23 protein-coding genes and 1 pseudogene are annotated in these 24,273 nt (G+C 69.5%); 15 read left to right on the plus strand and 9 right to left on the minus strand.

From position 1 onward, the window contains the following. On the minus strand, positions 1 to 462 hold a 462-nt coding region (locus SSP24_RS28365), incomplete at its 3' end, for an ATP-binding protein (protein ID WP_141312557.1). Positions 463 to 592: 130 nt separating this feature from the next. Here SSP24_RS28365 and SSP24_RS28370 point away from each other — a divergent pair. The 6 genes and pseudogenes from SSP24_RS28370 (at position 593) to SSP24_RS28395 (ending at position 5,852) form a co-directional block, all read left to right on the plus strand. Continuing rightward, positions 593 to 1,428, plus strand: a pseudogene (locus SSP24_RS28370) (helix-turn-helix domain-containing protein). After that, positions 1,425 to 1,610: a DUF397 domain-containing protein gene (locus SSP24_RS28375; protein WP_141312558.1), complete on the plus strand. Its 186-nt coding sequence runs from the start codon at positions 1,425 to 1,427 to the stop codon at positions 1,608 to 1,610. The pseudogene SSP24_RS28370 and the gene SSP24_RS28375 overlap by 4 nt, the downstream one beginning before the upstream one ends. Positions 1,611 to 1,688: 78 nt before the next feature. Further along, a complete protein-coding gene (locus SSP24_RS28380) occupies positions 1,689 to 1,994 on the plus strand; it encodes a hypothetical protein (RefSeq protein WP_141312559.1) in 306 nt (101 codons plus the stop codon). Between the two features lie 104 nt (positions 1,995 to 2,098). Then, the gene (locus SSP24_RS28385) at positions 2,099 to 3,196 is read left to right on the plus strand and encodes a hypothetical protein (protein WP_141312560.1); all 1,098 of its coding nucleotides are present in this window, start codon (positions 2,099 to 2,101) and stop codon (positions 3,194 to 3,196) included. Beyond that, positions 3,126 to 4,904, plus strand: a complete 1,779-nt coding sequence (locus SSP24_RS28390) for an RHS repeat domain-containing protein (protein WP_268255085.1) — start codon at positions 3,126 to 3,128, stop codon at positions 4,902 to 4,904. The genes SSP24_RS28385 and SSP24_RS28390 overlap by 71 nt, the downstream gene beginning before the upstream one ends. 468 nt (positions 4,905 to 5,372) lie before the next feature. Further along, on the plus strand, positions 5,373 to 5,852 hold the full coding sequence (locus SSP24_RS28395; RefSeq protein ID WP_141312562.1) for an Imm1 family immunity protein: 480 nt from the start codon (positions 5,373 to 5,375) through the stop codon (positions 5,850 to 5,852). Between the two features lie 67 nt (positions 5,853 to 5,919). On the opposite strand, the gene arfA is transcribed toward SSP24_RS28395, so the two are convergent. From arfA to SSP24_RS28415, 4 genes are all read right to left on the minus strand, one after another. Then, entirely contained in the window at positions 5,920 to 7,431 is a 1,512-nt protein-coding gene (arfA, locus tag SSP24_RS28400) for an arabinosylfuranosidase ArfA (RefSeq protein ID WP_141312563.1), read from the minus strand. Between the two features lie 104 nt (positions 7,432 to 7,535). After that, complete coding sequence (locus tag SSP24_RS28405; protein ID WP_141312564.1) at positions 7,536 to 8,384, minus strand: carbohydrate ABC transporter permease; 849 nt, start codon at positions 8,382 to 8,384, stop codon at positions 7,536 to 7,538. Further along, on the minus strand, positions 8,381 to 9,322 hold the full coding sequence (locus SSP24_RS28410) for a carbohydrate ABC transporter permease (RefSeq protein WP_141312565.1): 942 nt from the start codon (positions 9,320 to 9,322) through the stop codon (positions 8,381 to 8,383). The genes SSP24_RS28405 and SSP24_RS28410 overlap by 4 nt, the downstream gene beginning before the upstream one ends. Next, positions 9,319 to 10,647 (minus strand): extracellular solute-binding protein, encoded by a 1,329-nt coding sequence (locus SSP24_RS28415; RefSeq protein WP_141312566.1) that lies wholly within the window; start codon positions 10,645 to 10,647, stop codon positions 9,319 to 9,321. Before SSP24_RS28415 ends, SSP24_RS28410 begins: the two co-directional genes overlap by 4 nt. Before the next feature lie 248 nt (positions 10,648 to 10,895). Here SSP24_RS28415 and SSP24_RS28420 point away from each other — a divergent pair, with 248 nt between their 5' ends. The 3 genes from SSP24_RS28420 to SSP24_RS28430 are packed head-to-tail and all read left to right on the plus strand — an operon-like array spanning position 10,896 to position 14,099. Beyond that, positions 10,896 to 11,465 (plus strand): toxin-antitoxin system, toxin component family protein, encoded by a 570-nt coding sequence (locus SSP24_RS28420; RefSeq protein ID WP_174864732.1) that lies wholly within the window; start codon positions 10,896 to 10,898, stop codon positions 11,463 to 11,465. Positions 11,466 to 11,479: 14 nt separating this feature from the next. Then, complete coding sequence (locus SSP24_RS28425; protein WP_141312615.1) at positions 11,480 to 12,703, plus strand: MAB_1171c family putative transporter; 1,224 nt, start codon at positions 11,480 to 11,482, stop codon at positions 12,701 to 12,703. Beyond that, positions 12,696 to 14,099, plus strand: a complete 1,404-nt coding sequence (locus SSP24_RS28430) for an NAD(P)/FAD-dependent oxidoreductase (RefSeq protein WP_141312567.1) — start codon at positions 12,696 to 12,698, stop codon at positions 14,097 to 14,099. Before SSP24_RS28425 ends, SSP24_RS28430 begins: the two co-directional genes overlap by 8 nt. An 89-nt stretch (positions 14,100 to 14,188) precedes the next feature. Here the strand turns inward: SSP24_RS28430 and SSP24_RS28435 are convergent, their stop codons facing one another. The 4 genes from SSP24_RS28435 to SSP24_RS28450 form a co-directional block, all read right to left on the minus strand. Further along, positions 14,189 to 14,680, minus strand: a complete 492-nt coding sequence (locus tag SSP24_RS28435) for a tetratricopeptide repeat protein (protein WP_141312568.1) — start codon at positions 14,678 to 14,680, stop codon at positions 14,189 to 14,191. A gap of 10 nt (positions 14,681 to 14,690) precedes the next feature. Next, entirely contained in the window at positions 14,691 to 15,536 is an 846-nt protein-coding gene (locus SSP24_RS28440) for an SMP-30/gluconolactonase/LRE family protein (protein ID WP_141312569.1), read from the minus strand. Further along, positions 15,533 to 16,306, minus strand: coding sequence for an IclR family transcriptional regulator (locus SSP24_RS28445; RefSeq protein WP_141312570.1), 774 nt, complete (start codon positions 16,304 to 16,306; stop codon positions 15,533 to 15,535). The genes SSP24_RS28440 and SSP24_RS28445 overlap by 4 nt, the downstream gene beginning before the upstream one ends. A gap of 200 nt (positions 16,307 to 16,506) precedes the next feature. Beyond that, on the minus strand, positions 16,507 to 17,127 hold the full coding sequence (locus tag SSP24_RS28450) for a TetR/AcrR family transcriptional regulator (RefSeq protein ID WP_141312571.1): 621 nt from the start codon (positions 17,125 to 17,127) through the stop codon (positions 16,507 to 16,509). A 74-nt stretch (positions 17,128 to 17,201) separates the two neighbouring features. On the opposite strand from SSP24_RS28450, the gene SSP24_RS28455 reads away from it, so the two are divergent. The 6 genes from SSP24_RS28455 (at position 17,202) to cysD (ending at position 24,273) form a co-directional block, all read left to right on the plus strand. Then, on the plus strand, positions 17,202 to 17,939 hold the full coding sequence (locus SSP24_RS28455) for an LmeA family phospholipid-binding protein (RefSeq protein WP_167529733.1): 738 nt from the start codon (positions 17,202 to 17,204) through the stop codon (positions 17,937 to 17,939). A gap of 88 nt (positions 17,940 to 18,027) precedes the next feature. Further along, positions 18,028 to 20,262, plus strand: coding sequence for an MMPL family transporter (locus SSP24_RS28460; protein WP_141312573.1), 2,235 nt, complete (start codon positions 18,028 to 18,030; stop codon positions 20,260 to 20,262). A gap of 278 nt (positions 20,263 to 20,540) precedes the next feature. Next, the gene (locus SSP24_RS28465; protein ID WP_141312574.1) at positions 20,541 to 21,626 is read left to right on the plus strand and encodes a type III polyketide synthase; all 1,086 of its coding nucleotides are present in this window, start codon (positions 20,541 to 20,543) and stop codon (positions 21,624 to 21,626) included. Between the two features lie 69 nt (positions 21,627 to 21,695). Then, entirely contained in the window at positions 21,696 to 22,823 is a 1,128-nt protein-coding gene (locus tag SSP24_RS28470; protein ID WP_141312575.1) for a sulfotransferase, read from the plus strand. Continuing rightward, complete coding sequence (gene cysC, locus SSP24_RS28475; RefSeq protein WP_141312576.1) at positions 22,820 to 23,368, plus strand: adenylyl-sulfate kinase; 549 nt, start codon at positions 22,820 to 22,822, stop codon at positions 23,366 to 23,368. Before SSP24_RS28470 ends, cysC begins: the two co-directional genes overlap by 4 nt. Further along, positions 23,365 to 24,273, plus strand: a complete 909-nt coding sequence (cysD, locus tag SSP24_RS28480) for a sulfate adenylyltransferase subunit CysD (RefSeq protein ID WP_141312577.1) — start codon at positions 23,365 to 23,367, stop codon at positions 24,271 to 24,273. Before cysC ends, cysD begins: the two co-directional genes overlap by 4 nt.

Below are 24,273 nucleotides of genomic sequence, written 5' to 3' on the forward strand. Positions count from 1 at the left end.
GAGCAGGGACAGCCAACCCGGCACATCGATCTCCGCGCGCACCGTCTTGCCCGGCGGTGGCTCTCGGTCCAGTACCTCCCAGCGGGCGGCCAGCGCGGCGACGAGTGCGAGGCCGCGCCCGGCTTCCGCGAGCGGCTCCGGCGTCCGTACGGCATCCGGATCCGGCGGGCGTGGCTCCGTACGGGTGTCGGTGACCTCGATGCGGACGCTGCCGGGAACGAGGGAGAGGCGCAGCTCGAAGTCCCTACCGGGTACGCGGCCGTGGGTGACGGCGTTGGCGGCGAGTTCCGCGACGATCACCGCGGTGGCCTGTGCGGTGTCGGAGTCGTACGGGAGGCCCCAGATCCGGAGTTGGTCGAGGGCGAGGTATCGCGCGAGGCGGGCACCTCGGGGCGTTGCGCTCAGGCGCTGAGTGAACGCACGTACGGTAACCGGACTTTGGGGGGCCGAAGGTGCTGTCATGCGCCCAATGTGACGCCGGGAAAGGGTACTTCTCCAGGTCGGAGCCGCGTACGCTGCGCAAGCGTACGCGGTGACGGGGTGGACAGTACTCGTGACATCCCGTAACCATGAGCGCGGGAGGTGACCGGCTGTGGTCGATGGCGTGGTGGGTACGGGTGGCGAGCCGGAGTCGTCGGACAGTCTGCGGACGTTCGGGGCGGTGGTCCAGGCCTTGCGGGAGCATGCGGGGCTGAGCCGGGAGGAGTTCGGGGAGCTGGTAGGGCTTTCCAAGCACATGGTGGCCTCAGTGGAGTTGGGGCGACGGATGGCGGATCCGCAGTTCCCGGATCGCGCGGAACCTGTGCTCGGCAACACAGGGGCGCTGAAGCGGTCGGCGCCGCATCTGATTCGGCAGCCGGGACTGGCGGCGTGGTTCAGGCAGTGGGCGCAGTTGGAGGCCACGGCGATCACGCTGTACACGTACGAATGCCGCATGATTCCGGGTCTGCTGCAGACCGAGGCGTACGCACGCCAGTTGTTCGTGGACCACTGCCTCCACTGAGCGACGAGCAGATCGAAGCGCAGTGGATCGCGCGAGCCGAGCGCCAACGGCTCCTGAAGGAGTGCCCCAACACGGCGTTCGGCTTCATCCTCGAAGAGCATCTTTTCCTGCGGCAGACGGGCGGGGCGGAGGTCACGCGGGAGCTGATCAACCACGTGCTGGAGATTGCCGAACTTCGGAACGTCGAGATCCAGATCATGCCGCAGGTGCAGGAGAGCCATGTTGGTCTGCACGGCCCCATGCGGTTGCTGGAGACGCCGGAGCACCGCAGGTTCGCGTACTGCGAGGGTCAGGAAAGCGGCCAGCTCTTCGCTGAACCAAAGGTGGTCAGCACGCTTCAGATGCGATATGCCAGGATGCGCTCACAGGCACTCACTATCAAAGACTCCAGAGGCCTGTTGCAGCGGATGCGAGGAGCCTTATGAGCACCACTGAACTGGCCTGGTTCAAGAGCAGCTACAGCAGCGGCTCCGGCGACGACTGCGTCGAGGTAGCCACCTCCCCCACCACCATCCACGTCCGCGACTCCAAGAACAAGCGCGGCCCCCAACTGACCCTCTCCCCCGAGGCCTGGGTCGGCTTCATCTCCCGTATCTCAGTCCGCTGAAGCAGCCACTTGATCTCAAGTCCACTTGAGATTCTAGGGTCGGGTCCACTGATGTCGATGTACGGGAGAGGAACGGCCATGAGGACACTCGTGCTGGGAAGGACGCCCGCCAGGGTGACGGCGGTGCTGGCCACACTGCGCGAGGACGGCTTTGACGCGGAGGGAGTGAGCACCGACGAAGAGGCCCGGAAGTTGTTGGAGACCAGGGAATTCGGGGTGCTGATCATTGGCGGGGGTGTGGGGCCCGACTCCCGCGCAGCGTTCAAGAAGCTCGCGACGGAGTACCAGGTGCGGCGGGTGATCGACGGCGCGCTGACGGAGCCGTTCGACGTCTACGTACGGCGTGAGTTCGAGCCGCTGATCCGGGAGGCCGCCGAAGGGTGACGGCTCGCTGGAGCTGACCGAAAACGGGCTGTCCCCCGGCATTGCCTTCTTCCGCGCGCTGGTTCACGGTGTCCAGCAGGTCCGGCTGAGGAGGGGGAAACGCCGTGCGGAGACGGAGATTTCTGGGTGGGGTGGGGGCGTTGGTGGGCGCGGGGGTTCTCGGCACCGCAACCGACACCGGCACCGCTGTCGCGCGGGACGCCGCCGCGCCCCGGGAGTGGGAGGCCGTCGGTGCGCCCGAGCGCACTCCCGCCGCGCAGCTGATCGATGTGGCCGCCGCCCGGGGCGGACTCGCCTGGGCGGTGGGTGAGGAGGGGCGCAACGGCAGTACCCGCGGCATGCCGCTCGCCCTGGTCCACTCCGGCGGCACGTGGACGCGGGTCGACCTCGCTCACCTCGGCTTCGGCGGGGCCCTGCTCTCCGTCGCCGGTACCTGCGCCCGCTCCGCCTGGGCCCTCGGCACCGGCGCCCACCTCCTCGCCTGGGACGGCAGCACGTGGCAGGAGGCCGACTTCCCCGGGCGCGGCCAGTCCGGCACCACCCTCACCGGCGTCGCGGTCGCCCCCGACGGGGAGGTGTGGTGCTCCGGCCGCGACAGCGAAGGCTCGGTGCTGATGCAGGGCGCGCGGACGTGGCTGCCCCCGCTTCCCAGCGGCAGCACCGCCACCCCCTCGGGCGTCCACGTGGCACCCGACGGGCAGGTCTGGGTCTACGGCCCCGGCATCGTCGCCCGCTGGAACGGCACCGCCTGGACCGAGCTCCCCGCCTACACCGGCATCCGCCTCACCGTCACCGGCCTGCTCCCGGTCACCCACGACGACATCTGGCTGACCGGCTACGACTACGGAGTCGGCGGTCCGCCCGGCAAACCCCCCGGCGTCACCCTCCTCCACGGCGACGGCACCACCTGGCAGAGCGTCACCGCGCCCTTCACGGTCGGCATGCTCACCGGGATCGTCGCCGACGAACGGGGACGGCCCGACCGTATCTCCGGCTGGGACTTCTGGGACCAGAACCGGGCACACCACCTGCGCTGGGACGCCGCCGGCGCCGCGTGGGTGAGCGAGCGGGGGGCCGCGTCCGAGACCCCGGTGGTCATCAGCTCCCTTGTGTCCGTGCCGGGTTCGTCGGGTGCGTACTGGGCGGTGGGTACGACGTCCACCTCGCCGTACCCGCCCGCCCAGGTGCGCATCGAGCGGTGACGGAAACGTCACTAGCCTCACCACCGCCAGCGGCCAGGACCTTCAGAGGACCGTCGACACCCAGTGCTTCACCAACGACTCCCTGCAGCGCCTGACCGAAGCCTGGACCACCACGACCGACTGCACCGCCGCACCCACCAGCAGCACCGTCGGCGGACCGGACCCCTACTGGCAGAGCTTCGCCTACGACGCGATCGGCAACCGCACCCAGCTGGCCGACCACCGCACCGGCGCCACCACCACCTACACCCACAACCCCGCAGGCGGCACCGTCCCCCACGCCCCGCAGACCGCCACCATCAGCGGCGGACCAGACAACGGGCAGACCAGCACCTACACCTATGACGCGGCCGGCAACACCAAGACCCGCACCATCGGAGCGCGCACCCAGAACCTCACCTGGGACGACGAAGGCCACCTCGCAACCCTCACCGAAGCCGGCAAGACCACCAGCTACCTCTACGACGCCGACGGCAACCGCATGATCGCCCGCGACGCCGACGGCACACAGACCCTCACCCTGCCCGGCGACAACGAACTCAAGGTCACCCCTGCAGGAGTCAAGGAAGGCATCCGTTACTACACCCACGGCGGCGAAACCATCGCCGTGAGAACCACCCAGGGCTTCTCCTTCCTCATCAACGACCATCAGGGCACCGCCAGTGCTGCGGTCGCCATGACCACCCTCGCCCTCACCCGTCGCCGCCAACTGCCGTTCGGGCAGCCCCGCTCTGAACAGAGCGAGACGATGCCCGGCACCCGTACCTTCGTCGGCGGCACCAGCGACCCCACCGGCCTGATCCACCTCGGCGCCCGTGAATACGACCCAACTCTCGGCAGCTTCATCTCCGTCGACCCTCTCATCGACATCGACGACCCCCTGCAGATGAACGCCTATGCCTACGCCAACAGCCGACCCGTCACCGCATCCGACCCCGACGGACGGATGATCTACGACGACTTCACCGGCCAGGGCTACGGCAACTCCAAGGTTATGAAGAACGCCTACAAGAGTTACGGCTACCTCGACAGCCAGGGCCGCACCACCAAGAAGTACAAGCAGAAACTCGCTTCATACAACAAGAGCTGGAATTCCTACTACCAGTCCACCTATTACAAGAAGCAGGCAGCTGCAGCCCGCAACAAGGCACAAGCTGATGCCCGCAAGCAGGCGGCTATGGACGCTGAAAGGCGCAAGAAGGACGGCATTTGGGCCTCTATTAAAGGATGGGCTTGGGATCACATGAGCACGGATCAAAAGATCACAGCCTACGTGCTGAAAAGGGCTGGCAAGTACACCTTGCAGGCTGGTGAGTATGCCTGGAAGCACGGGTACGTGTCAGGGACGGCATGTCTTATGGTTTGTGCGAATGTTGGATTCCAGAATGGCACCGTATCGTTCGGTATCAGTGGTGGCATTACCTTTGGTGGAGCCAAGGGTATTGTGCCCACAAATGCCGGCCGTTTTCTAGGCTTCTCTGCAGGGGTCAATACGGCCACGCCAGAGGATCAAGCCTTCCAACTGGCGAACGTGACAGCGGCAAACGGCTTCTTGGGAGGAAATGCTGCCGTAGGAAGGAGAGTTTCCGGCGGGAACTACTACCAATACGGCTACGCTGCAGGTATGGGATATGCTGTGCAAGGACCAATCACATTGGGAGGCAGCTGGTCTCCCAGTCGTGGGTTGTCCTGGATCCCGTACTCGTAGCAGCGGTTGACAGCCCCAGAGCAGTTCACACTCGACTTCGAGTAAGTCACCCGGCAGGCTTCGAGACCCCTGCCGGGTGACCCTAGGAAGTGGAAATGAATCTCATTATAGTAATTCTCGTAGCTGTACCGCTAGTGCTTTTTGGTGTTGCACTGGTGAGGAATTACCGCGGGCTCGCCGACTTCTTTAACCGGGAAGGGCGTCGCGATGTAGATAAAATCTCCAAGATAGTTGGTTCCGTGTTCATTATCCTGCCGCTCTACCCTGTGATCTGGGAGCTGTTCGTACTTGTGAGCTGATCCTCGATCCACCGCGTGATCACAGGCCTGGGCGAGTGTCTTCCTGAGGGCCGCGGCCTGCTCCTCTCGGCTCGTATCCGGCGAGGACCAGGAACTGCTCGCCGCCTCCTGCTGCGCGTGGCTTAGCTAAGCGGTCACCTCATTTGGTCGATTCGGTAGGCTGCGGGCCGTGGTGGGGAACGTTGAGCGGCTGATGCAGGACGAGTTGTGGCCCGTGACAGTAAGAGCTGAAGCGCGATACAAACTGGGCCATGGTGCCGACCCGGCGAAACTTGTCACGCCGGAAGACGTGGACCGGGTCATCGACGAACTTTTGACCGGCGGTCCGAAATACCAGACTCTGGCACAGATCCACTCCATGGAACGGGAACGCACGTGGGCCGGGGCTTTCGACCATGAGCTTGTCGTCGGGGCGAACGCAGAGCTCAATGCGGGAATTATGACCTACATGGATGAGTTTGGGAATTTCGCGACAGTGGGAGATCCGGGTAGCCGCAAGGAACCCCTCTACCATCTCATGGGTCACATGCGGGAGCTTCCCGACGAATGCGAGATCTCCCTAGACCTTGTCCGACAGGCCGCGAAGGAATTTGTCTTCGCGGGAGGGGTCCGGCCAACATGCGTCGCATGGAAGCCGATCGAATGGTAAGCCAGGGGGGCCGAAGGCCCGGACCTTTCAAGGTCCGGGCCTTCAATGAGCCCCTTCAGCTCTGTTTCTACGCCAGCCGGATCACGTTCCAGGACAGTGGCTCCAGTACCGCCGTCAGACGGCCCTCCTCCACGGTCGTGCCCTCGACGGTGTGCGGGGTGACGCGGTCGGGGGCGGTGAGTGTGTTGCGGGCGTCGGGGTCGGGGTCCGCGAGTGCGCTGTGTTCGACGACCCGCGTTACGTCCAGGGCGCCGAGGGCGACTTCGAGGGGCAGCGGGTTTGTGCGGTCGCGGTTCACCGCGAAGATCGTGACCGAGCCGTCCTCGGCGCGTACTGCCGTGGCGTGCAGCAGCGGGGTCTCGCCGTACTTCTGTGTCATGTATGTGGGTGCGTCCACGCGGACGTCGAGGACTTCACCCCGGCCGTATTTCGACGCCTGCGCGAACGGGAAGAACGTCGTCTGACGCCAGGCCGGGCCGCCGGGCTCCGTCATGATCGGGGCGATGACGTTGACCAGCTGGGCTAGGCAGGCGACGGTGACGCGGTCGGCGTGGCGGAGCAGTGCGATGAGGAGGGAGCCGAAGACGACGGCGTCGGTGACGCTGTAGTTGTCCTCCAGGAGGCGGGGGGCCTCCGGCCAGTCGAGGGGGTCGGTTTCGTTCTGCTCCTGGAACGTCGACATGTACCAGACGTTCCACTCGTCGAAGGAGAGGTTGATCTTCTTCTTCGACTTGAGTTTCGCGCCGATGTGGTCGCAGGTGGCGACGACGTTCTCGATGAAGGACTCCATGTCGACGGCTGAGGCGAGGAAGGAGTCGATGTCGCCGTCATGGGGTTCGTAGTAGGCGTGGAGTGAGATGTAGTCGACCAGGTCGTAGGTCTCCTTGAGGACCGTGGCCTCCCATTCCGCGAACGTGGGCATGCCCTGGCCGGAGGAGCCGCAGGCGACGAGTTCGACGGTGGGGTCGATCTGGCGCATGGCGCGGGCGGTTTCGGCGGCGATACGGCCGTATTCCTCCGCCGTTTTGTGGCCCGTCTGCCAGGGGCCGTCCATTTCGTTGCCCAGGCACCACATGCGGATGTCGAAGGGGTCCTTGTCGCCGTGGGTGACGCGGAGGTCGGAGAGGGCGGTGCCGGAGGGGTGGTTGGCGTATTCCTGGAGTTCCAGGGCCTCTTGCACGCCTCGAGTGCCGAGGTTGATGGCCATCATGGGTTCGGCTTCGGGGCCGAGTTTCTTGAGGAAGCGGATGTATTCGGAGAGGCCGAACTGGTTGGTTTCGGTGGAGCGCCAGGCCAGGTCCAGGCGGCGGGGGCGAGTCTCGGCGGGGCCGACCGAGTCCTCCCACTTGTAGCCCGAGACGAAGTTGCCGCCGGGATAGCGGATGGTGGTGACGCCGAGTTCGCGGATCAGGTTCAGGACGTCTGTGCGGAGGCCTTCCGGGTCGGCTGTGGGGTGAGTGGGTTCGTGGATGCCGGTGTAGACGCAGCGGCCCAGGTGTTCCACGAAGGAGCCGAACAGGCGGGGGTTTACCTTGCCGATGGTGAAGGTGGGGTCGAGGGTGAAGCGGGCGGTGGGCATGGGGTCCTTTCGCCGTGTGGGTTGCTCTTGTGGGTGCGTGCAGATTGTTTGTGGCTGGTCGCGCAGTTCCCCGCGCCCCTGAGGCCAACTGTCCCTAGGGCGTTTTATTGGCCTGCCAAGCCGGTGTGCGCCACCCCCGCCACTATCTGGCGTTGGAAGAAGATGAAGACGATGACCAGGGGCAGGCCTGCCATCAAGCCGCCTGCCATGAGCTGGGCCCACTGAATCCCGTAGGAATTCATCACCGTCGCAATACCGTTCGGCATCGTCATCAGGTCCGGATTGTTCGTCACCATGTACGGCCAGAGGAAGTTGTTCCACGAGGCGATGAACGTGAAGATGCCCACCGCCGACAACGACGGGCGGGACAGGGGGAGCACGATCGTGAAGAAGACCCGCCAGCGGCCCGCGCCGTCGATGAACGCGGCCTCCTCCAGTTCCTTCGGGATGCCCTGGAAGAACTTGTAGAGGATGTAGACCATCGCCGCCGGCGCGCACTGCGGCAGGATCATGCCCCAGTAGGTGTCGACCATGCCCATCGCCTGGACGGTCGTGAAGAGCGGGACGCCCAGCACCGCCGGGGAGATCATCAGGCCCGCCATCACCAGGCCCAGCAGCGCCTTCTTGCCGCGGAACTCCGTGCGGGCGAAGCCGTATCCGGCCAGGGCGCTCACCAGAACCACGATGAAGGTGACGCAGACCGAGACCACGACCGAGTTGACGAACCAGTTGGTGATATTGCCGGTCTCGAAGATGTTCCGCCAGGCCTGGAGGGTCCAGTCCTCCGGGAGCCAGTGGGTGGGGACGGCCACCGCCTCGGTCTCGGTCTTGAGGGAGGTGAAGAGGGTCCAGAGAATCGGGGCCATCATCACCGCGGAGACGAGGGCACCGAGGGTGGTGAGGGCGATCTGGCTCGGGGTCCAGCGGCGGCGTATCCCTGCGGTGGCGCTCATCGGACGGCCTCCTCACGCTTGCGCAGCAGCCACATGCGGCCTACGGCCACGGCCGCGATGATCAGGAAGAAGAGGATGGAGATCGCGGAGGCGTAGCCCACGCGGTAGCTGGTGAAGCCCTGTTCGAGGGTGTACTGGACGAGCGTGCGCGTCGATTCCTCGGGGCCGGGGCCGAACTCGTACATCACCACCACCTGGTCGAAGACCTGGAGCGAGGCCAGGATCTGGAGGGCCACGACCAGGCCGGTGACGTTGCGCAGCATGGGGAGCGTGATGTGGAGAGCGCGGTGCCAGGCGTTCGCGCCGTCGAGGGCGGCGGCCTCGTAGAGGTGGGGCGGGATGTTCTGGAGGGCGGCCAGGTAGAGCAGGAAGCTGAAGCCGACCGTCCACCAGAGGGTGGCGATGACGACCGCCGTCATGGCCGTCGACTTCTGGGTGAGCCAGGCCGATTCGAGGTGGAAGACGTGGTCCATCAGGCCCGTGTCGGGGTTGAACATCCAGCGCCACATGTTGCCGACGACCGTGGAGGGGAGCAGGAACGGCGCGAAGAAGCAGAGGCGCCAGAGCCACTTCGCGTGCTGGATGTGGTGGGCCAGCATCGCCAGCAGGAAGGCCAGCACGGTGATGCAGGGGACCACCAGGAGCGTGAAGTAGGCGCTGTGGCCGAGCGAGCTCCAGACCAGGGGGTCGCCCAGGGCCTCCGTGTAGTTGTCCAGGCCGACGAAGCTCGTGCCCTCGCCGGTGATGTTGGCGTCCGTCAGGCTCAGCCAGAGGCCGCGGGCGATCGGGGTGAGGACGAACAGGGCGTAGAGGAGCAGGAAGGGGGCGACGAACCAGCCGCCGCGCTGGAGGGAGCGGCCGAGGCGGGCGCGGACGCCGGTCACGCCCACGGTGGCGGCGGGGCGTACGACGGGGGCCGTGGTGTCGATGGTGGTCATGCCGTGCCGCCTCCCATCGGGTTGCTGGTCTCCAGGAGTTGGGTCAGGACCTGGCGCATACGGCGGGCCGCGGCGTCCGGTGTCGTGGAGCCGAGGTTGGCGGCGACGACGACCGGGCCGATGCGCTGGGCGAGGGTGCCGGAGGATCCCGCGAACCAGGCGGGGGGTTCCAGGGCCATGTGGTCCATCGCGGAGGCGTACTCGGACTGCGGCGTGAGTTTCCGGTACGCGGGATCGGTGAGGGTGGGGGTGTACGCCGGGATGTGGCCGCCCTTCGCCCAGTCCACGGCGTGCCGCACGATGTAGGCGGCGAGTCGGTGCGCGGCCTCGTTGGCGGCGCCGCCCCGGTCGGACTGGTGGGGCAGGACGAAGGCGTGCGACTCGGCCTGCGTTGCGGGCTTGCCGAAGAGCGGCGGCAGCGGGGTCGCGCCGTACGGGATCTTCGGGGCGTCGTAGACCGGCACCGACCAGCCGCCCTCCCAGACGAAGGCACCGCCGTTCATGAAGTGCTCGGCGTCGGGGCTGCCCGCGATGTTGTAGCCGTCGGTGATGTGGCGGCGGAGGAATTCCAGGATCTCGGTGGCCTTGCCGGTGTCGAAGGTGACGTCGGTGAGGTGCTCGTCGTAGTAGGTGCCGCCTGCCTGGGCGTAGAAGGACATGAAGAACCACCAGGCGAAGTTCTGGTCGAAGGCGTGCAGGCCGATGGTCTGCAGGCCCTTCTTCACCACCTTCTTCGCCTCCTTGAGGGCGTCGAACCAGTCATCGGGGGAGGTGAGGGTGATCAGGTTGCCGTCGTCGCCGATGAGGCCCGCCTGTGCGCAGATGTCCTTGCGGTAGAAGTTCAGCTGGGGGTGGATGTCGAGGGGCAGGGCGTACAACTGGCCGTCGATGAGTGAGCGTTGCCAGAGGGTGGGGTTGAAGTCCTGTTCTCGTACGCCGTATTCGGCCAGGAGGTCGGTGTCGAAGGGGTCCAGCTGGCGTTCGGGGGCGAAGCCCGCGAGGCGGCCCAGGTGGAGGACGGCCAGTTCGGGGGCTCGGTTGCCGGAGGCCGCCATGGCGAGCTTGGTGTAGTAGGGGTTGCCCCAGCGCAGGGTGGAGTCCTTGACGTCGACGCCGGGGTTGGCGGCGCGGAAGGCGTCCAGCATGTCGATCATGTTGACGCCGTCGCCGCCGCTGAAGAGGTTCCAGTAGCGGACCCGGGTGCGGGCGTCGGAGGCGAGGGCGTCGGCGCCCGTGCCGAGGGCGGCGAAGCCGAGGCTGCCGGCCACGGTCAGGCCGCCGAGTGCGGTGAGCAGTTGCCTGCGGTTGAGGCCAGGTTGTCCCATTCCCTGCCCTTACTGTTCGAGAGACGGTTCGGCTGACTCCACGCGAGGTACGTTCGATATTTCGTATGGCGCCCGTAACTTCGAACGGGACCGTAAAATCGAAGGTCTTGCGCGTCAATGGGTTGCGCACGACTTTCGACAGCGAGTGATCGTTCTCGATTGAACAACGGTCGCCGGACCACATGACGCGGGCAGTTCCGGCCGCGTACTCTCGAACCGCCCGCCGTGCGGCGGTGGAAGGGGGTGCGATGGATCTCGCGGCGCTACGGCGGTGGCGGCGCGGCTGGGCCATGCGCACGCTGGTCGCTCAGCTCGACACCGCCCTGCGGACCCGCCCCCGTCCCCCCGCCGACGTGCGTGAACTGTGCCGGGCGCTGTGCGAGGCGATGAGCGCGCACCGCGGCGGACGGCCCATCGAGCTGCGCTTCGAACGGTTCCCCGACGAGATCGAAGTGACCGGTCTGTGGGTGGAGTTCCAGGACTTCGACCTCGTCATCGTCGAGGAGCGCGCCGAAGCCCTGCAACAGCTGGTCATCCTCGGGCACGAGTTGTGGCACATGCACGCCGGACACGACCATCAGCATGTCGCCGGGACGGCCGCAGCGCACGCCCTCGCGGACCCGTCCGGCCGGAAGGGCACCGCCCTCGCCGTCGCCGCCCGCAACGGCTCGCGCCGACGGGAGGAAGCCGAGGCCGACCACTTCGGCCACCGGCTCGCCGCGCTGTTCCGGCCGCTGCTCTGCGGCGACCGGAGCGCCGACGCCTCGCTCGACCCCGTGCGCCGGTCCATGGGCTACCGCGGACGAAAGGGTACGTAGCGGTGACGAACACCGTGGGCGGTCTCCCCACCGCCGGCGACCTCTTCAGCCCGGTGCACCTGACCTTCTGGGTGCCGACCGTCGTCCTGACCGCCGCCCTGGCGATCAAGCTGCCCAGCATCATCAAGATGTGGCGGGACCCGCTGCTGCGGGCCGTCGGTGGTCTGCTGCTGTTCGCCTGCGCCGTGTTCGTCTTCGCGGCCCCGCAGACCATCGCCTGGACGAACCGGGTCACCGGAGTGCCGAACATCTCGGCACCCTGGGTGTACTCCCTGCTCACCGCGCTCTGCGCGTCCTGGCTGCTGCTGATCATCGCCTGGCGCAACGGCCTCACCGACCGCGCGGACCGCACGCGCCGCGCGGTCCGCTGGGTCGTCTCCGTCTACGCCGGTGTCATCGTCGCCCTGTGGGTGCTCTTCTGGCTGGCGGACGCGCCCGTGGAGCGGCTGCGCGACCTGGACACGTACTACGCCACCACCCCGTTCATGCGCGAGCAGATCCTGCTCTACCTGACCGCGCACACCGTGGCCTGCGCGATCACGGCCCGGCTGATCTGGAACTGGATCCGCACCGACGGCCTCGACGCCTGGCTGCGCTGGGGGCTGCGGCTGCTGGGCATGGGCTACGCGACGAACCTGTTCTTCGACGCGTCCAAGCTCACCGCCATCGGCGCCCGCTGGACCGGCCACGACCTGGACTGGCTGAGCACCGATGTGGCGCCGGCGGCCGCCTGTGTCTCCGCCACCCTCGTCGCGATCGGCTTCATCGTCCCGCACGCCGGCCAGTACCTCCAGGAGCACTGGCGGGTCCGGGCCCGCCACCGGCAACTGCGCCCGCTTGGCCTGCTGATGCGGACCGTCACCGGCGGCCGCGAGCCCTTCGCCCCGCACGCCCCCGCCGAACTGCGCCTGATCCGCCGCGAGACATTCATCCGGGACGCGCTCCTGCAACTGTTCCGCCATCTCGACGAGGAGCTGAGCAGGCGGTCCTACGAGGCAGCGCTCGCCCTCGGCCATCCGCCGGCGCGGGCGCAGGCGCTGGCCGCCGCCGTGGCCCTTCAGGACGCCGTCGAGCGCAAGCGGCGGGCGCCGGACAGCGACGGCACCGGCGACCCCGACACCACGTACCTCCTCCGGGAGATCCACGCCGTGTCCCAGGCCCTTCGCAGTCCCGACGAGATCAAGGCGGTGCGCGCCCGCGCCGCCGCCCCGGCAGAGAGTGTTTCCGCGCATGACTGAACCGTCCGTCCCCGCCAGAACCGCCGTCGTCCTGGGGGGATCCCACACCGGCATGCTCGCGGCGCGCGCCCTGGCCGGGTTCGCCGACCGGGTCGTCGTCGTGGAGCGGGACGTGCTGCCCGAGGGCCCCGAGCCCCGCAAGGGGCTGCCGCAGGCGCGGCACGCCCACATGCTGTGGTCGGGCGGTGCGCGGGCGGTGGAATCACTGCTGCCGGACGTCACCGACGCCCTGCTGGACGCCGGGGCGCACCGGCTGCCCGTCACGACGGACATGGTCGCGCTGTCGCGGCAGGGCTGGTTCCGCCGCTGGCCCGAGTCCCACCACGTGATCCTGGCCGGCCGCGACCTGCTGGACGCGACGATCCGCGCGCAGGTCCTCGCGGACGACCGGGTCGAGGTCCTCCAGGGCACGCAGGCGGTGGGTCTTGAGGGCAGCGCGGCAGCCGTCACCGGGGTCCGCGTGCGCGGGCGCGACGGCGGCGAACGCGTCATCCGCGCGGGCATGGTCGTCGACGCCACCGGGCGGGGTTCGGCGGCGGCCCGATGGCTGACGGACCTCGGGCTGCCCGCGGCCCGGCAGCGGAAGGTCGACTCCGGACTGGCGTACGCCAGCCGCCTCTATCTCGCCCCCGAGGACGCCCGGTCCGGCTTCCCGGTCGTCAACGTGCAGCCCGACCCGCGCGACGGCGGACCGGGGCGGGCGGGGTTCCTGCTGCCCATCGAGGACGGCCGGTGGATCGTCACCCTGTGCGGCACCCGCGGCGGCGAACCCTCCGACGCCGACGACGACTTCGTCCGGTACGCCCGCGAGGACCTCCGGCACCCGCTGATCGGCCACCTGCTGGAGCAGGCCGAGCCGCTGTCCGGCGTCTCGTACACCCGCGCCACCGTCAACCGCCGGTACTTCTACGAGCGGATGCCGGCCTGGCCCGAGAACTTCACCGTCCTCGGCGACGCCCTCGCCGCCTTCAACCCGGTCTACGGCCACGGCCTGGCGGCCGCCGCGCGCAGCGCCCTGATCCTGCGCGACCTGACACGGCGCCACGGATGGGGCACGCCGGGCCTGTCCCGCCGGGTCCAGAAGGCAGTGGCACGCCCTGTCGGCGCCGCCTGGGACATGGCCATCGGCCAGGACGTCTTCTACCCCGGCGCCACCCCCAACGGCCCCTCACTCAGAGACCGCCTCGTGGCCGCATACGTCGACCGCCTCATGCACACAGCCACCGGCAACGGCCGCATCGCCCGCAGGGTGACCGACGTGACGTCCCTGGAGCGGGGCGCGGAGACGCTACTGGCGCCGGGAATGGTCCTGGCGGCAATGATCGGCCCCCTGAAACCCCCACTGCCAGGCCCACCCCTGACGCCCGAGGAACGAAAGTCGGCGGGCCTTTCCTAGTCGACGGTCCAGCAACGCCCCAAAGGGGCGCGGGGAACTGCGCGCCCAGCCCCAACGGCGCCGCACACGCACGACGACAACCCGCGGCACTACCTCCGAAGCGCCTCCCGCGCATAGTTGGCCAGCGACCGGTTGTACCGCGGCAGATGCTTGGAGAGCGCCCCCAGCGCCAGCGAGGCCGCCTCCCGCTCCCGACCCACGTCCATCAACGCCAGGGCAAGAAAGGCAGTCACCGCGTCGTCGAGCTGGTCGGAGCCCTTCTCCCGTTCCGCGGTGAGCAGTTCGACACTGGTCTCCGCCTCCCCCAACGCGCGCAGGGTACTCGCCAGCTGGATCACGGCCCGCCGCCGCCGCTCACCGCTCAGCCCGCTCTCCAACGCCTTCCGGTACAGCGGCACGGCAGCCGCGCCCTCACCGGTCGAGTCATGCGCCGACGCCCGCTCGAAGTACGCGACCGGATGCCCCTCGGGGAGCTCATCGGCCAGCGCCCCGATCTTCGCGCGGAAGTCGGCGGCGTCGTAGTCGTCGATGGCGGCCCACAGGTCGGCGGAGCGCCGCTCCCATTCTGGTGTGGTGGTCATCGGCACAGCCTCACAGAGCGAACGCCGGTTGGGCCAGCCCCTTTCCGACCCCCCGCACCACCAGCAGCGAGCCCGACAGCGGCGTAGGTGCCGTCAGGCCGACGCGGGCCGTGGTGATGTACAGGTCCGTCAGGTCGGGGCCGCCGAAGGCGCACGCCGTGGGACGGGGCACCGGGAGTTGAAGGACCCGGTCCAGTTCGCCGGTCGGCGTGTATCGGCGTACCGCGCCTCCGTCCCACAGCGCCACCCACACACAGCCGTCGGCGTCGACCGTGAGGCCGTCGGGGAAGCCCGCGCCCTCCTCGATCCCCGCCAGGGGGCGGCGGCCCGTCACGTGGCCGTCCACGGTGTCGAAGACGTCGATACGGCGGGTCGGGGAGTCGATGTAGTACATGAGGCGGCCGTCGGGGCTCCAGCCCGTGCCGTTGCTCACCGCCACGTCGTCGAGGACGACCGCCACCGAGCCGTCGGGCGCGAGGCGGGACAGCGTGCCGCCGCCCGGTGCCTCGTCGTAGCGCATGGTGCCCGCCCACAGCGCGCCGTCCGGCGCCACGGCGGCGTCGTTGGCGCGGCGGCCGGGGACCGGGTCGTGGTGCAGCCAGCGGAAGGTGCCGTCCGGGTCCAGCAGGCCCACACCGTCCCGGAGGTTGAGGACCATGCCGCCGTTCGCACGGGGTTTGGCCGCGCCGACGTGCTGGGGCGTGGTGCGGGTCGTGCGGCGGCCGGTGGCGGGGTCGTAGGTGTGCAGCCGGGAGCCGAGGATGTCGATCCATATCAGCCGTCCGGCCGCCGCGTCCCACGTCGGGCCCTCGCCCAGCGTCGCCTCGGCGCGTACCGCCACGTCGTACGGCGTCATACGGCGCTCCGGTGGCCCAGGTGCTCCGACAGCTCGGCCGCGCCCTTCACGGCGAGCTGCTCCAGCTCGGCGCGGCGCTCGTCGCTCCAGCGGATCATGGGCACGGAGATGGAGAGGGCGGCCACCACCCGGCCGGTGCGGTCACGGACCGGCGCGGCGACGCAGGAGACGTCCGGGTTGGACTCGCGGTTCTCCACCGCGATGCCCCGCTGCCGGATCCCGGCCAGCGCCTCGCGCAGGGCCACCGGGTCGGTGATGCTGTTCGGCGTCATCGCGACCAGCTCCGCACCGTCGGGGATGCGGGCGGCGAGTTCCTGCTCGGGCAGCGAGGCCAGCAGCATCTTGCCGACGGACGTGCAGTGGGCCGGCAGCCGGCGGCCGGCCGCCGAGACCATGCGCACGGCGTGCGTGGAGTCGACCTTGGCGATGTAGATGACGTCCGTGCCCTCCAGGATCGCCACGTGCACCGTCTCGTCGCAGGTCTCGGCGACGGACCGGGCGACCTGCTGGCCCTCGGCGGCGAGGTCGAGCTGCTCGGCGTAGCGGCTGCCGAGCTGGTACGGCCGTACGCCGAGCCGGTAGCGGCCCGGCTGGCCGGGGACCTGGACGATGTACGACCGGGCGGCGAGCGTGGTGACCAGCTCGTGCACGGTGGTGCGCGGCAGCTGGAGCTTGCGCACGATGTCGGGGGCGGAGAGCGTGCCGTCCCCGTCGAGGAAGAGCTCCAGGATGTCGAGAGCCCGGGTCACGGCAGGTACGAGGCGTCCCACGACCGGCCCCCTCCCTTGCGTTCTGAGACGTGTGTCTGTTGGCTAGAGCGTTGGTCTGAGTTGGTCTGACGGCTGAGTGTCGATCCGAGCAGCTATGTTCGAAATTTCAACACGCGGTCGGAATGGCGAACACAGGCTACTCATGGAGTGTTTGCCTGGGCAATGGCCTTGCACGGGCCAGGTGCGGGCGGTGAGCCCGCTCAGTCCGCGCGCAGGTACTCGAAAGCCGTGCGGAGCAGGTCCTCGGCGACAGCCGGTGTGCGCTCCTCATCCGGCAGGGCCGCGTACGCGAACAGCGCGGAGCGCATCGCGCCGACGGCGGCGCGGGCGAGCACCGCGGCGCGCAGGGGCGTGGCCGCGCCGGGGTGGTGCCGCGCGAGCCGTTCCCGTACGGCCTGCGCGAGTTCGTCCTCGAACTGGCTGAGCACCGGCAGGAACTGACGCACCGGCTGGTCGGGGAAGCGCTGCGGCGGACCGCTGAACATCAGGCCGACGCCACCGTCGGCGATGAGGTCGAGGGCCGCGCCCAGCACGGCGGAGTACGGGTCCTCGCCGGCGGGCCGGGCGATCACCCGGGCCCGCATGACCGGGATCAGGTCAAGCGTCTCGTCGAGGACGAGGTCCTCCTTGGACGGGAAGTAGCGGAAGAACGTCCGCTCGGTGACCCCGGCGGCCGCCGCGATGTCCCGCACGGTGGTCCGGGCGTACCCGCGCTCCTCGAACATGCGGTGCGCCGCCTCCTGGAGCGCCTTGCGCGTGGCCGCCTTGTGCGCCTCGCGCCGGCCGCGGGGCGCGGCGGGGGGAGTGTCGAGGGTTGCCATGTGAGGAGTATCGCAGGCGGAAAACCGACGGTACAGAATCTGTCAGTCATGACACTTTCGCTATGCTGTCAGTCATGACACTTTTTCGGAGGGGGCATGCGGTCCGGCGTACGGTCCGCGGGCGGGTCTCCCGGCGGGCCCGGCTGGTCGCCCTCGGCGTGGCCGGCGCGGTGCTGGCCGCCGGGGGCGTCGCCGAGGCGGTGGCACGCGACCGGGCGGCCGACCGGCTCGCGGACCGTATGGAGCGCCGGCTGCACACCGCGCTGGACATCGGGTTCGGCCCGACACCGGTGATGGTGCAGCTGGCCCGCGGGTCCTTCCCCCAGGTGGAGGTCTCCGGCGAGGGCGCGACCTTCCGCCGGTTCACCGGAGTGGATCTGCACGCCGAGCTGGCCGACGTGGTGCGCACCGGCGACGGGCTGTCGGTGGCCGACTCCCGGGTCAGCGCCGAGCTGGCCGACGCCGCCCTCGCGGACGCCGTCGCCACGATGACCGGGGGCGCGCTGGGTGCCGCCGTCGTCAGCACCGACCCCGGCGCGGGCGAACTCGTCGTGCACGCCGGGCCTGCCGGGCGGATCGCCGTCGGTTTCCGGCCGGTGCTCCAGGAGCAGGGCATCCGTTTCGAACGCACCGCCGTGAAGGTGGGTGACCGCACAGTTCCGGACGCCCTTGCCGCGCAGCTGCTCGGCGAGACCCCGCAGGAACTGGACCTGTCCGGACTGCCGCTCGACCTGACGCCGCAGCGGCTCGCCGTGACGTCGAGCGGGCTGCGGCTGGAGCTGACAGGGGGCAGTACGACCGTGCAGGCCTGAGCCCGGCCGACGCCGATCGCCGTAGCACTGCCGTACCCCCTCCCGAAGACCCCCACCGCACTGCCACTACTGCACGAGGAGCATCTCCGTGGCGACTTGGCTCTATCGGCTCGGTCTCGGCGCATACCGTCGCCGGCGGCTCGTCCTGGCGGCCTGGCTGGCCGTGCTGGCCGGTGCCGTCTGCGCGCTGGTCGTCGTGGGCGGCAAGCTCGACAACGAGTTCACGATCCCCGGCTCCGAGTCCCAGCGGGCCCAGGACACGATGGCCGAGGACTTCCCGGCGGCGGCCGGGACCAGCGCGCAGATCGTGTTCACCGCACCCGAGGGACGCAAGGTGAGCGATCCGCAGGCGGCACAGGGCATCCAGCGCACGCTCGCCGCCACGCAGGACGCTCCGCAGGTGGCTGCGGTGATCCCGCCGGACCGGGCCGGGACCGTGACGCCGGACGGGCGGACCGCGCTGGCGCAGGTCAACTACGACGTGAGCCGTTCCGCCCTGGACGACGGCACACTCGACGCGCTGGAGGACACCACGCGGGCCGCCGAGGAGGCGGGGCTGGAGGTGTCCGTCGGCGGGCAGGCGTACGGCAACGGTGTGCTCACCCCCAGCGTGCTCGAACTGCTCGGCGTGGTCGTGGCGTTGGCGGTGCTCGCCCTCACCTTCGGCTCGCTGCTCGCCGCCGGGATGCCGCTGCTGACCGCGTTCATCGGCATCGGCACCGGGCTCGCGGCGCTGCTGGCGGTGTCGTCGGGGGTCACCGTGTCGTCGACCGCGCTGAGCCTGGCGCTGATGCTGGGGCTGGCCGTCGGTATCGACTACGCCCTGTTCGTGCTGTCCCGGCACCGCACGCAACTGGCCCAGGGGATGGACCCGCGTGAGTCGGCCGGGCGGGCGGTCGGTACGGCGGGCAGCGCGGTGGTGTTCGCGGGGATGACGGTCATCATCGCGCTGGTGGGTCTGATGGTCGTCCGCATTCCGTTCCTGACCGTCATGGGCCTCAGCGCGGCGGCGACCGTGCTGATCGCGGTGCTGGTCGCGGTGACGCTGCTGCCTGCGCTGTTCGGCCTCGCGGGCGCACGGCTCGCGCCGCGTCCGGGGTCGCGGGCGGCGCGGCGGGCGGTGGTGGCGGGCGGCACGGAAGATACGGACGAGTCACGCCCCTCCGTCATGGGCCGACGCTGGGCCCGCCTGGTCACCCGCCGCCCCCTCCTCGTCGTCCTCGCCACCGTCGCCGCCCTGGTCACCGTCGCCGTCCCCGCCGCCGATCTGCGCCTCGCGCTGCCCGACAACGGCACGGCCGCGCACGGGACGTCGCAGCGGGAGACGTACGACACCGTCGCCGACGCCTTCGGGCCGGGATTCAACGGGCCACTGCTCGTGCTCGCCGAGGCGGACACGCCGGGGCAGGCCGGGCAGCGGCAGGCGGCCGCCGTGGCCGGGCGGTTGCAGCAACTGCCGGGCGTGGTGAAGGTCGGGCAGCCGCAGTACGCGCCGGAGTCCGGGCGGGCGGTGATCCAGGTCGTGCCCGAGGGCGGCCCGCAGGACGAGTCCACGCAGGATCTGGTGGCCGCCATCCGCGACGACGCGGCCACGATCGAGGGCGAGACCGGCGCCGCCGTCTCCGTCACCGGCACCACCGCGATCGGCATCGACGTCTCCGACCGGCTGAGCGCCTCGCTGCTGCCGTTCGCGGCGGTGGTCGTGGGCCTGTGCCTGGTGCTGCTGCTGCTCGTCTTCCGGTCGCTGGTCGTGCCGGTCAAGGCGACCGTCGGCTTCCTGCTGTCGGTGGCGGCATCCTTCGGCGCGGTGGTCGCGGTGTTCCAGTGGGGGTGGCTCGCCGACGCGCTGGACGTGGCCAGGACCGGGCCCGTCGTCAGTTTCCTGCCCATCGTGCTGATGGCGGTGCTGTTCGGACTGGCGATGGACTACGAGGTGTTCCTGGTCTCCAGCATGCGCGAGGAGTGGGTGCGCACCGGGCGGGCCCGGGACGCGGTGGTCGACGGTGCCGGGCATGCCTCGCGGGTGGTCACGGCGGCGGCGCTCATCATGTTCTTCGTCTTCGCCAGCTTCGTGACGACCGAGGACGCCATCGTCAAACCCATCGCGTTCTCCCTGGCGTTCGGTGTGCTGGTGGACGCCTTCGTGGTGCGGATGACGCTGGTGCCGGCGGTGCTGGCCATGGTGGGCCGCGGCGCCTGGTGGCTGCCACGGGGACTGGACCGGCTGCTGCCCGACCTCGACATCGAGGGGGCGCGACTGCACGACGGCTCCCACAAAGAACCCGTACGGCCGCTGACCGAAATCAAAGCGGGTTCTGGCTGAAATTATCCGGGAAAACATACCGCCGGCCTGCCTCTCAGGTTCACCGAGAGGCAGGCCGGCGTTTTTCGCCATTAATTGTTTCCGCTGCGGAAATTAACAGCGGAACATTTGATTCCGGTGAAGCCCCTGTGTTTGACTGAGGGCACCGAATACACCCTCCTGGTGTATCTTCACTCTGCGCCACTCTCACGGGTCTGGCCTGCGCAAAGACGCCCTGGCCGACTTTCCTTCGGCACCCACGATGCCCTCTCCCTCCTTTCACCGAAGAGGAATCACGCATGCACCTCGAAGAGAAAATCGCCCCTGCCCGGCGCGCACAGCGTACCGTCGCACGCCCTGTCATCACCGGCTCCTCGCATTCCTTTCCGGGCACCCGGAGCAGCCAGGACGACCTGTGGCAGGACTTTTTCCTGGACCACTACGACGGTTTTCCGCTGGCCCGCCGGATATTCGAGAATTCCGGCATCACCTCCCGTTCCACGGCCGTCGACCCGCGCGCCGAGAAGGAAGTGTCCGGCTGGAGCACCGGCCGGCGCATGGCCCGCTACATCGACGAGGCCGTACCGCTCGGCAAGCGCACCGTCGCCAACGCCCTGGAGTCGGCGGGCCTGGCCCCGCAGGACGTCGGCCTGCTGGCCGTGGCCTCCTGCACCGGCTACACCACTCCCGGCCTGGACTTACGGCTCGCCGACGAGCTGGGCATGAGCAGCAGGGTCCAGCGGCTTTTCGTCGGCCACATGGGCTGCTACGCCGCCGTCCCGTCCCTGGGCGCCGTCTCCGACTTCGTCGCCTCCCGTGGCCGCCCGGCCGTGCTGCTGTGTCTCGAACTCACCTCGCTGCACGTCCAGCCGCCCTCCCGGGACATCGAACAGATCGTGGCGCACGCCCTGTTCGCGGACGCGGCCGCCGCCGTCGTCCTCGAACCCGACGCCGACTCCGGCTACGAGGTGATCGACGTCGTCGCGGTCACCGACCACTCCACCGCCGACCACATGAGCTGGCAGATCACCGACCTCGGCTTCAAGATGGGCCTGTCGCCCAAGGTCCCCGACGTCCTCGCGCAGCACGTCGGCGAGGTGGTCCGCGACCAGCTGCTCGCCCCGCACGGGCTCACCCCCGAGGAGGTCACCGGCTGGGCCGTGCACCCCGGCGGCAAGCGGATCCTGGAGGTCGTCGGCGAGCGCCTCGACCTGCCGGCCGGCGCGCTGGACGCGTCGTACGGCGTCCTCGACGAGTGCGGCAACTGCTCCTCGCCCACCGTCCTGATGGTCCTTCAGCGGCTGCCCCGCACCGACGGCCCGGTGGTCGCCATGGCCTTCGGCCCCGGCCTCACCCTCTACGCGGCCCTGCTGCGCCGATCCTGACACCGGCCGGGCACCTTCCCGCACGACCCACGGACACCGCCCAAGGACGCACGGAAGGAACAGCTGCGCATGCCCACCCCGACCTCACCGGCACCGGGCCAGGTCTTCGTCACCGGCACCGGCCGCTGCGGCTCCACCCTGGTCTCCGAGTTACTGCGCGAGCACCCGCAGGTCCTCAGCCTGTCGGAGCTCTTCAACCACCTCACGGACATGTACCGGATCACCGCCCGGGTCTTCCCCGAAGGCCCGCTCACGGCGGCGGAGTTCTGGCGGATCCTGTCCTCCCGCAACACCGTCAACAAGCTCCTGACCGCCCATGGACTGGCCCCGAAGGAAGTCCTCTACCGCCCCTCGGCCACCACCCGCTTCCAGGCCGACACCGGCGTCCCCGCCGTCCTGCTCACCACGCTCCCCCACCTCACCGACACCCCGGACGAGCTGTACGACGAACTGGAGGCGGCCGTCGCCGGGTTCCCGGACGCCGGTGTCGGCGAGCACTACCACCGCCTGTTCGCCTGGCTGTGCGCCCGCTTCGGCAAGGCCCTGTGGGCCGAGCGCAGCGGCGGCTCGCTGATCCTCGCCTCGCAGTTCCGCGAGCACTTCCCCGAGGCCCGCTATCTGCACATCGTGCGCGACGGCCGGGACACCGCCCTGTCCATGAGCCGCCACACCGGCTTCCGGATGGCCGCCGTGGTGATGGCACTGCACCTGACGCTGGGCCACGACCCGTACGCCGAGCAGCCGTCGCTCGACGCCGAGCGCGACCTGGGCTTCGTACCGGAGGAGCTGCTGCCGTTCCTGCCGGAACGTTTCGACGCCGCCGCCGTGCGCGACTACCGGGTCCCGGTGTCGCTGTTCGGCACGTACTGGGCGGACGAGATGCAGCGCGGCATGACGGCGCTGTCCGCGCTGCCGCAGGAGAACGTGCTGCACATCTGGTACGAGGACCTGCTCGCCGCGCCCGAGGAGTCCCTGCACCGCATCGGCGAGTTCCTCGGCGCCGACTTCGTGGACGCCGACTGGGAGCGGCGGTGCGCGGCCAAGGTGGGCGCGCCATCGTCGTCCTGGCGGGAGCTGCCCGACGCCGAGCGGGAGGAGCTGGAGCAGGCGTGTGCCGCCGGGTTCTCGGTGCTCGCCGCGCACGGGGTCGTCCCCATGGTCGGTACGGCGGCTTCGGCGGCAAGGAGCGGCATATGAGGACCCCTGCGACCCAGGGCGCCACGATCTGGCTGACCGGGCTGCCCAGCTCCGGCAAGACGACGCTGGCGCAGGCGCTGGCCAGCCGCCTCACCCGCGAAGGGCACCGCGTGGAGGTGCTCGACGGTGACGAGATCCGCACGTTCCTCAGCGCCGGCCTCGGCTTCACCCGCGAGGACCGCGACACCAACGTGCAGCGCATCGGCCTGGTCGCCGAGGTGCTGGCCCGCAACGGCATCCTGGTGCTGGTCCCGGTCATCGCGCCGTACGCCGACAGCCGCGAGGCGGTGCGCAAACGGCACGAGGCGAGCGGGACGCCGTATCTGGAGGTGCATGTCGCCACCCCGCTCCAGGTGTGCGCGGTACGCGATGTGAAGGGCCTGTACGCGCAGGCCCGCGCCGGGCGGCTGTCGGGGCTGACCGGCATCGACGACCCCTACGAGCCGCCGCAGGCGCCGGACGCGCGGGTGGAGACGCAACTCCAGTCCGTCGGCGAGTCGGTGGACGTCGTGCACGCGCTGATGGCGGATCGGGGGCTGCTGTGACCGCCGTGGCCGCCCGGCTCACGCACACCGACGTGCTGGAGTCGGAGGCGGTGTACATCTTCCGCGAGGTGGCCGGCGAGTTCGAGAAGCCGGTGCTGCTGTTCTCCGGCGGCAAGGACTCCGTGGTCATGCTGCATCTGGCGTTGAAGGCGTTCGCGCCGGCGCCGCTGCCGTTCCCGCTGCTGCATGTGGACACCGGGCACAACTTCCCGGAGGTGCTCGCGTACCGGGACCGTGTGGTGGCCGCACATGGGCTCACCCTCCATGTGGCCTCCGTACAGGACTACATCGACCGGGGTGTGCTGCGCGAACGTCCCGACGGGACGCGGAATCCGTTGCAGACGCTGCCGCTGCTGGAGGCGATCAGCGGCGGCGGGTTCGACGCGGTGTTCGGCGGCGGGCGGCGCGACGAGGAGAAGGCCCGCGCCAAGGAGCGGGTGTTCTCGCTGCGCGACGAGTTCGGTACGTGGGACCCGCGCCGCCAGCGGCCCGAGCTGTGGCAGCTGTACAACGGCCGCCATCTGCCCGGCGAGCACGTGCGGGTGTTCCCGCTCAGCAACTGGACCGAGCTGGACGTGTGGCAGTACATCGCCCGTGAGGGGATCGAGCTGCCGTCCATCTACTTCGCGCACGAGCGTGAGGTGTTCCTGCGGTCCGGCATGTGGCTGGCCCCGGGCGACTGGGGCGGCCCCAGGGACGGCGAGCCGGTGGAGAAGCGCCGGGTGCGCTACCGCACCGTCGGCGACATGTCCTGCACCGGTGCGGTCCTGTCCGAGGCGTCCGGCGTCGACGAGGTGATCGTCGAGATCACCGCCTCCCGGCTCACCGAACGCGGCGCCACGCGTGCCGACGACCGGCTGTCGGAGGCCGCGATGGAGGACCGCAAACGCGAGGGGTACTTCTGA

It is taken from the genome of Streptomyces spinoverrucosus, assembly GCF_006539505.1.
Classification (GTDB): domain Bacteria; phylum Actinomycetota; class Actinomycetes; order Streptomycetales; family Streptomycetaceae; genus Streptomyces; species Streptomyces spinoverrucosus.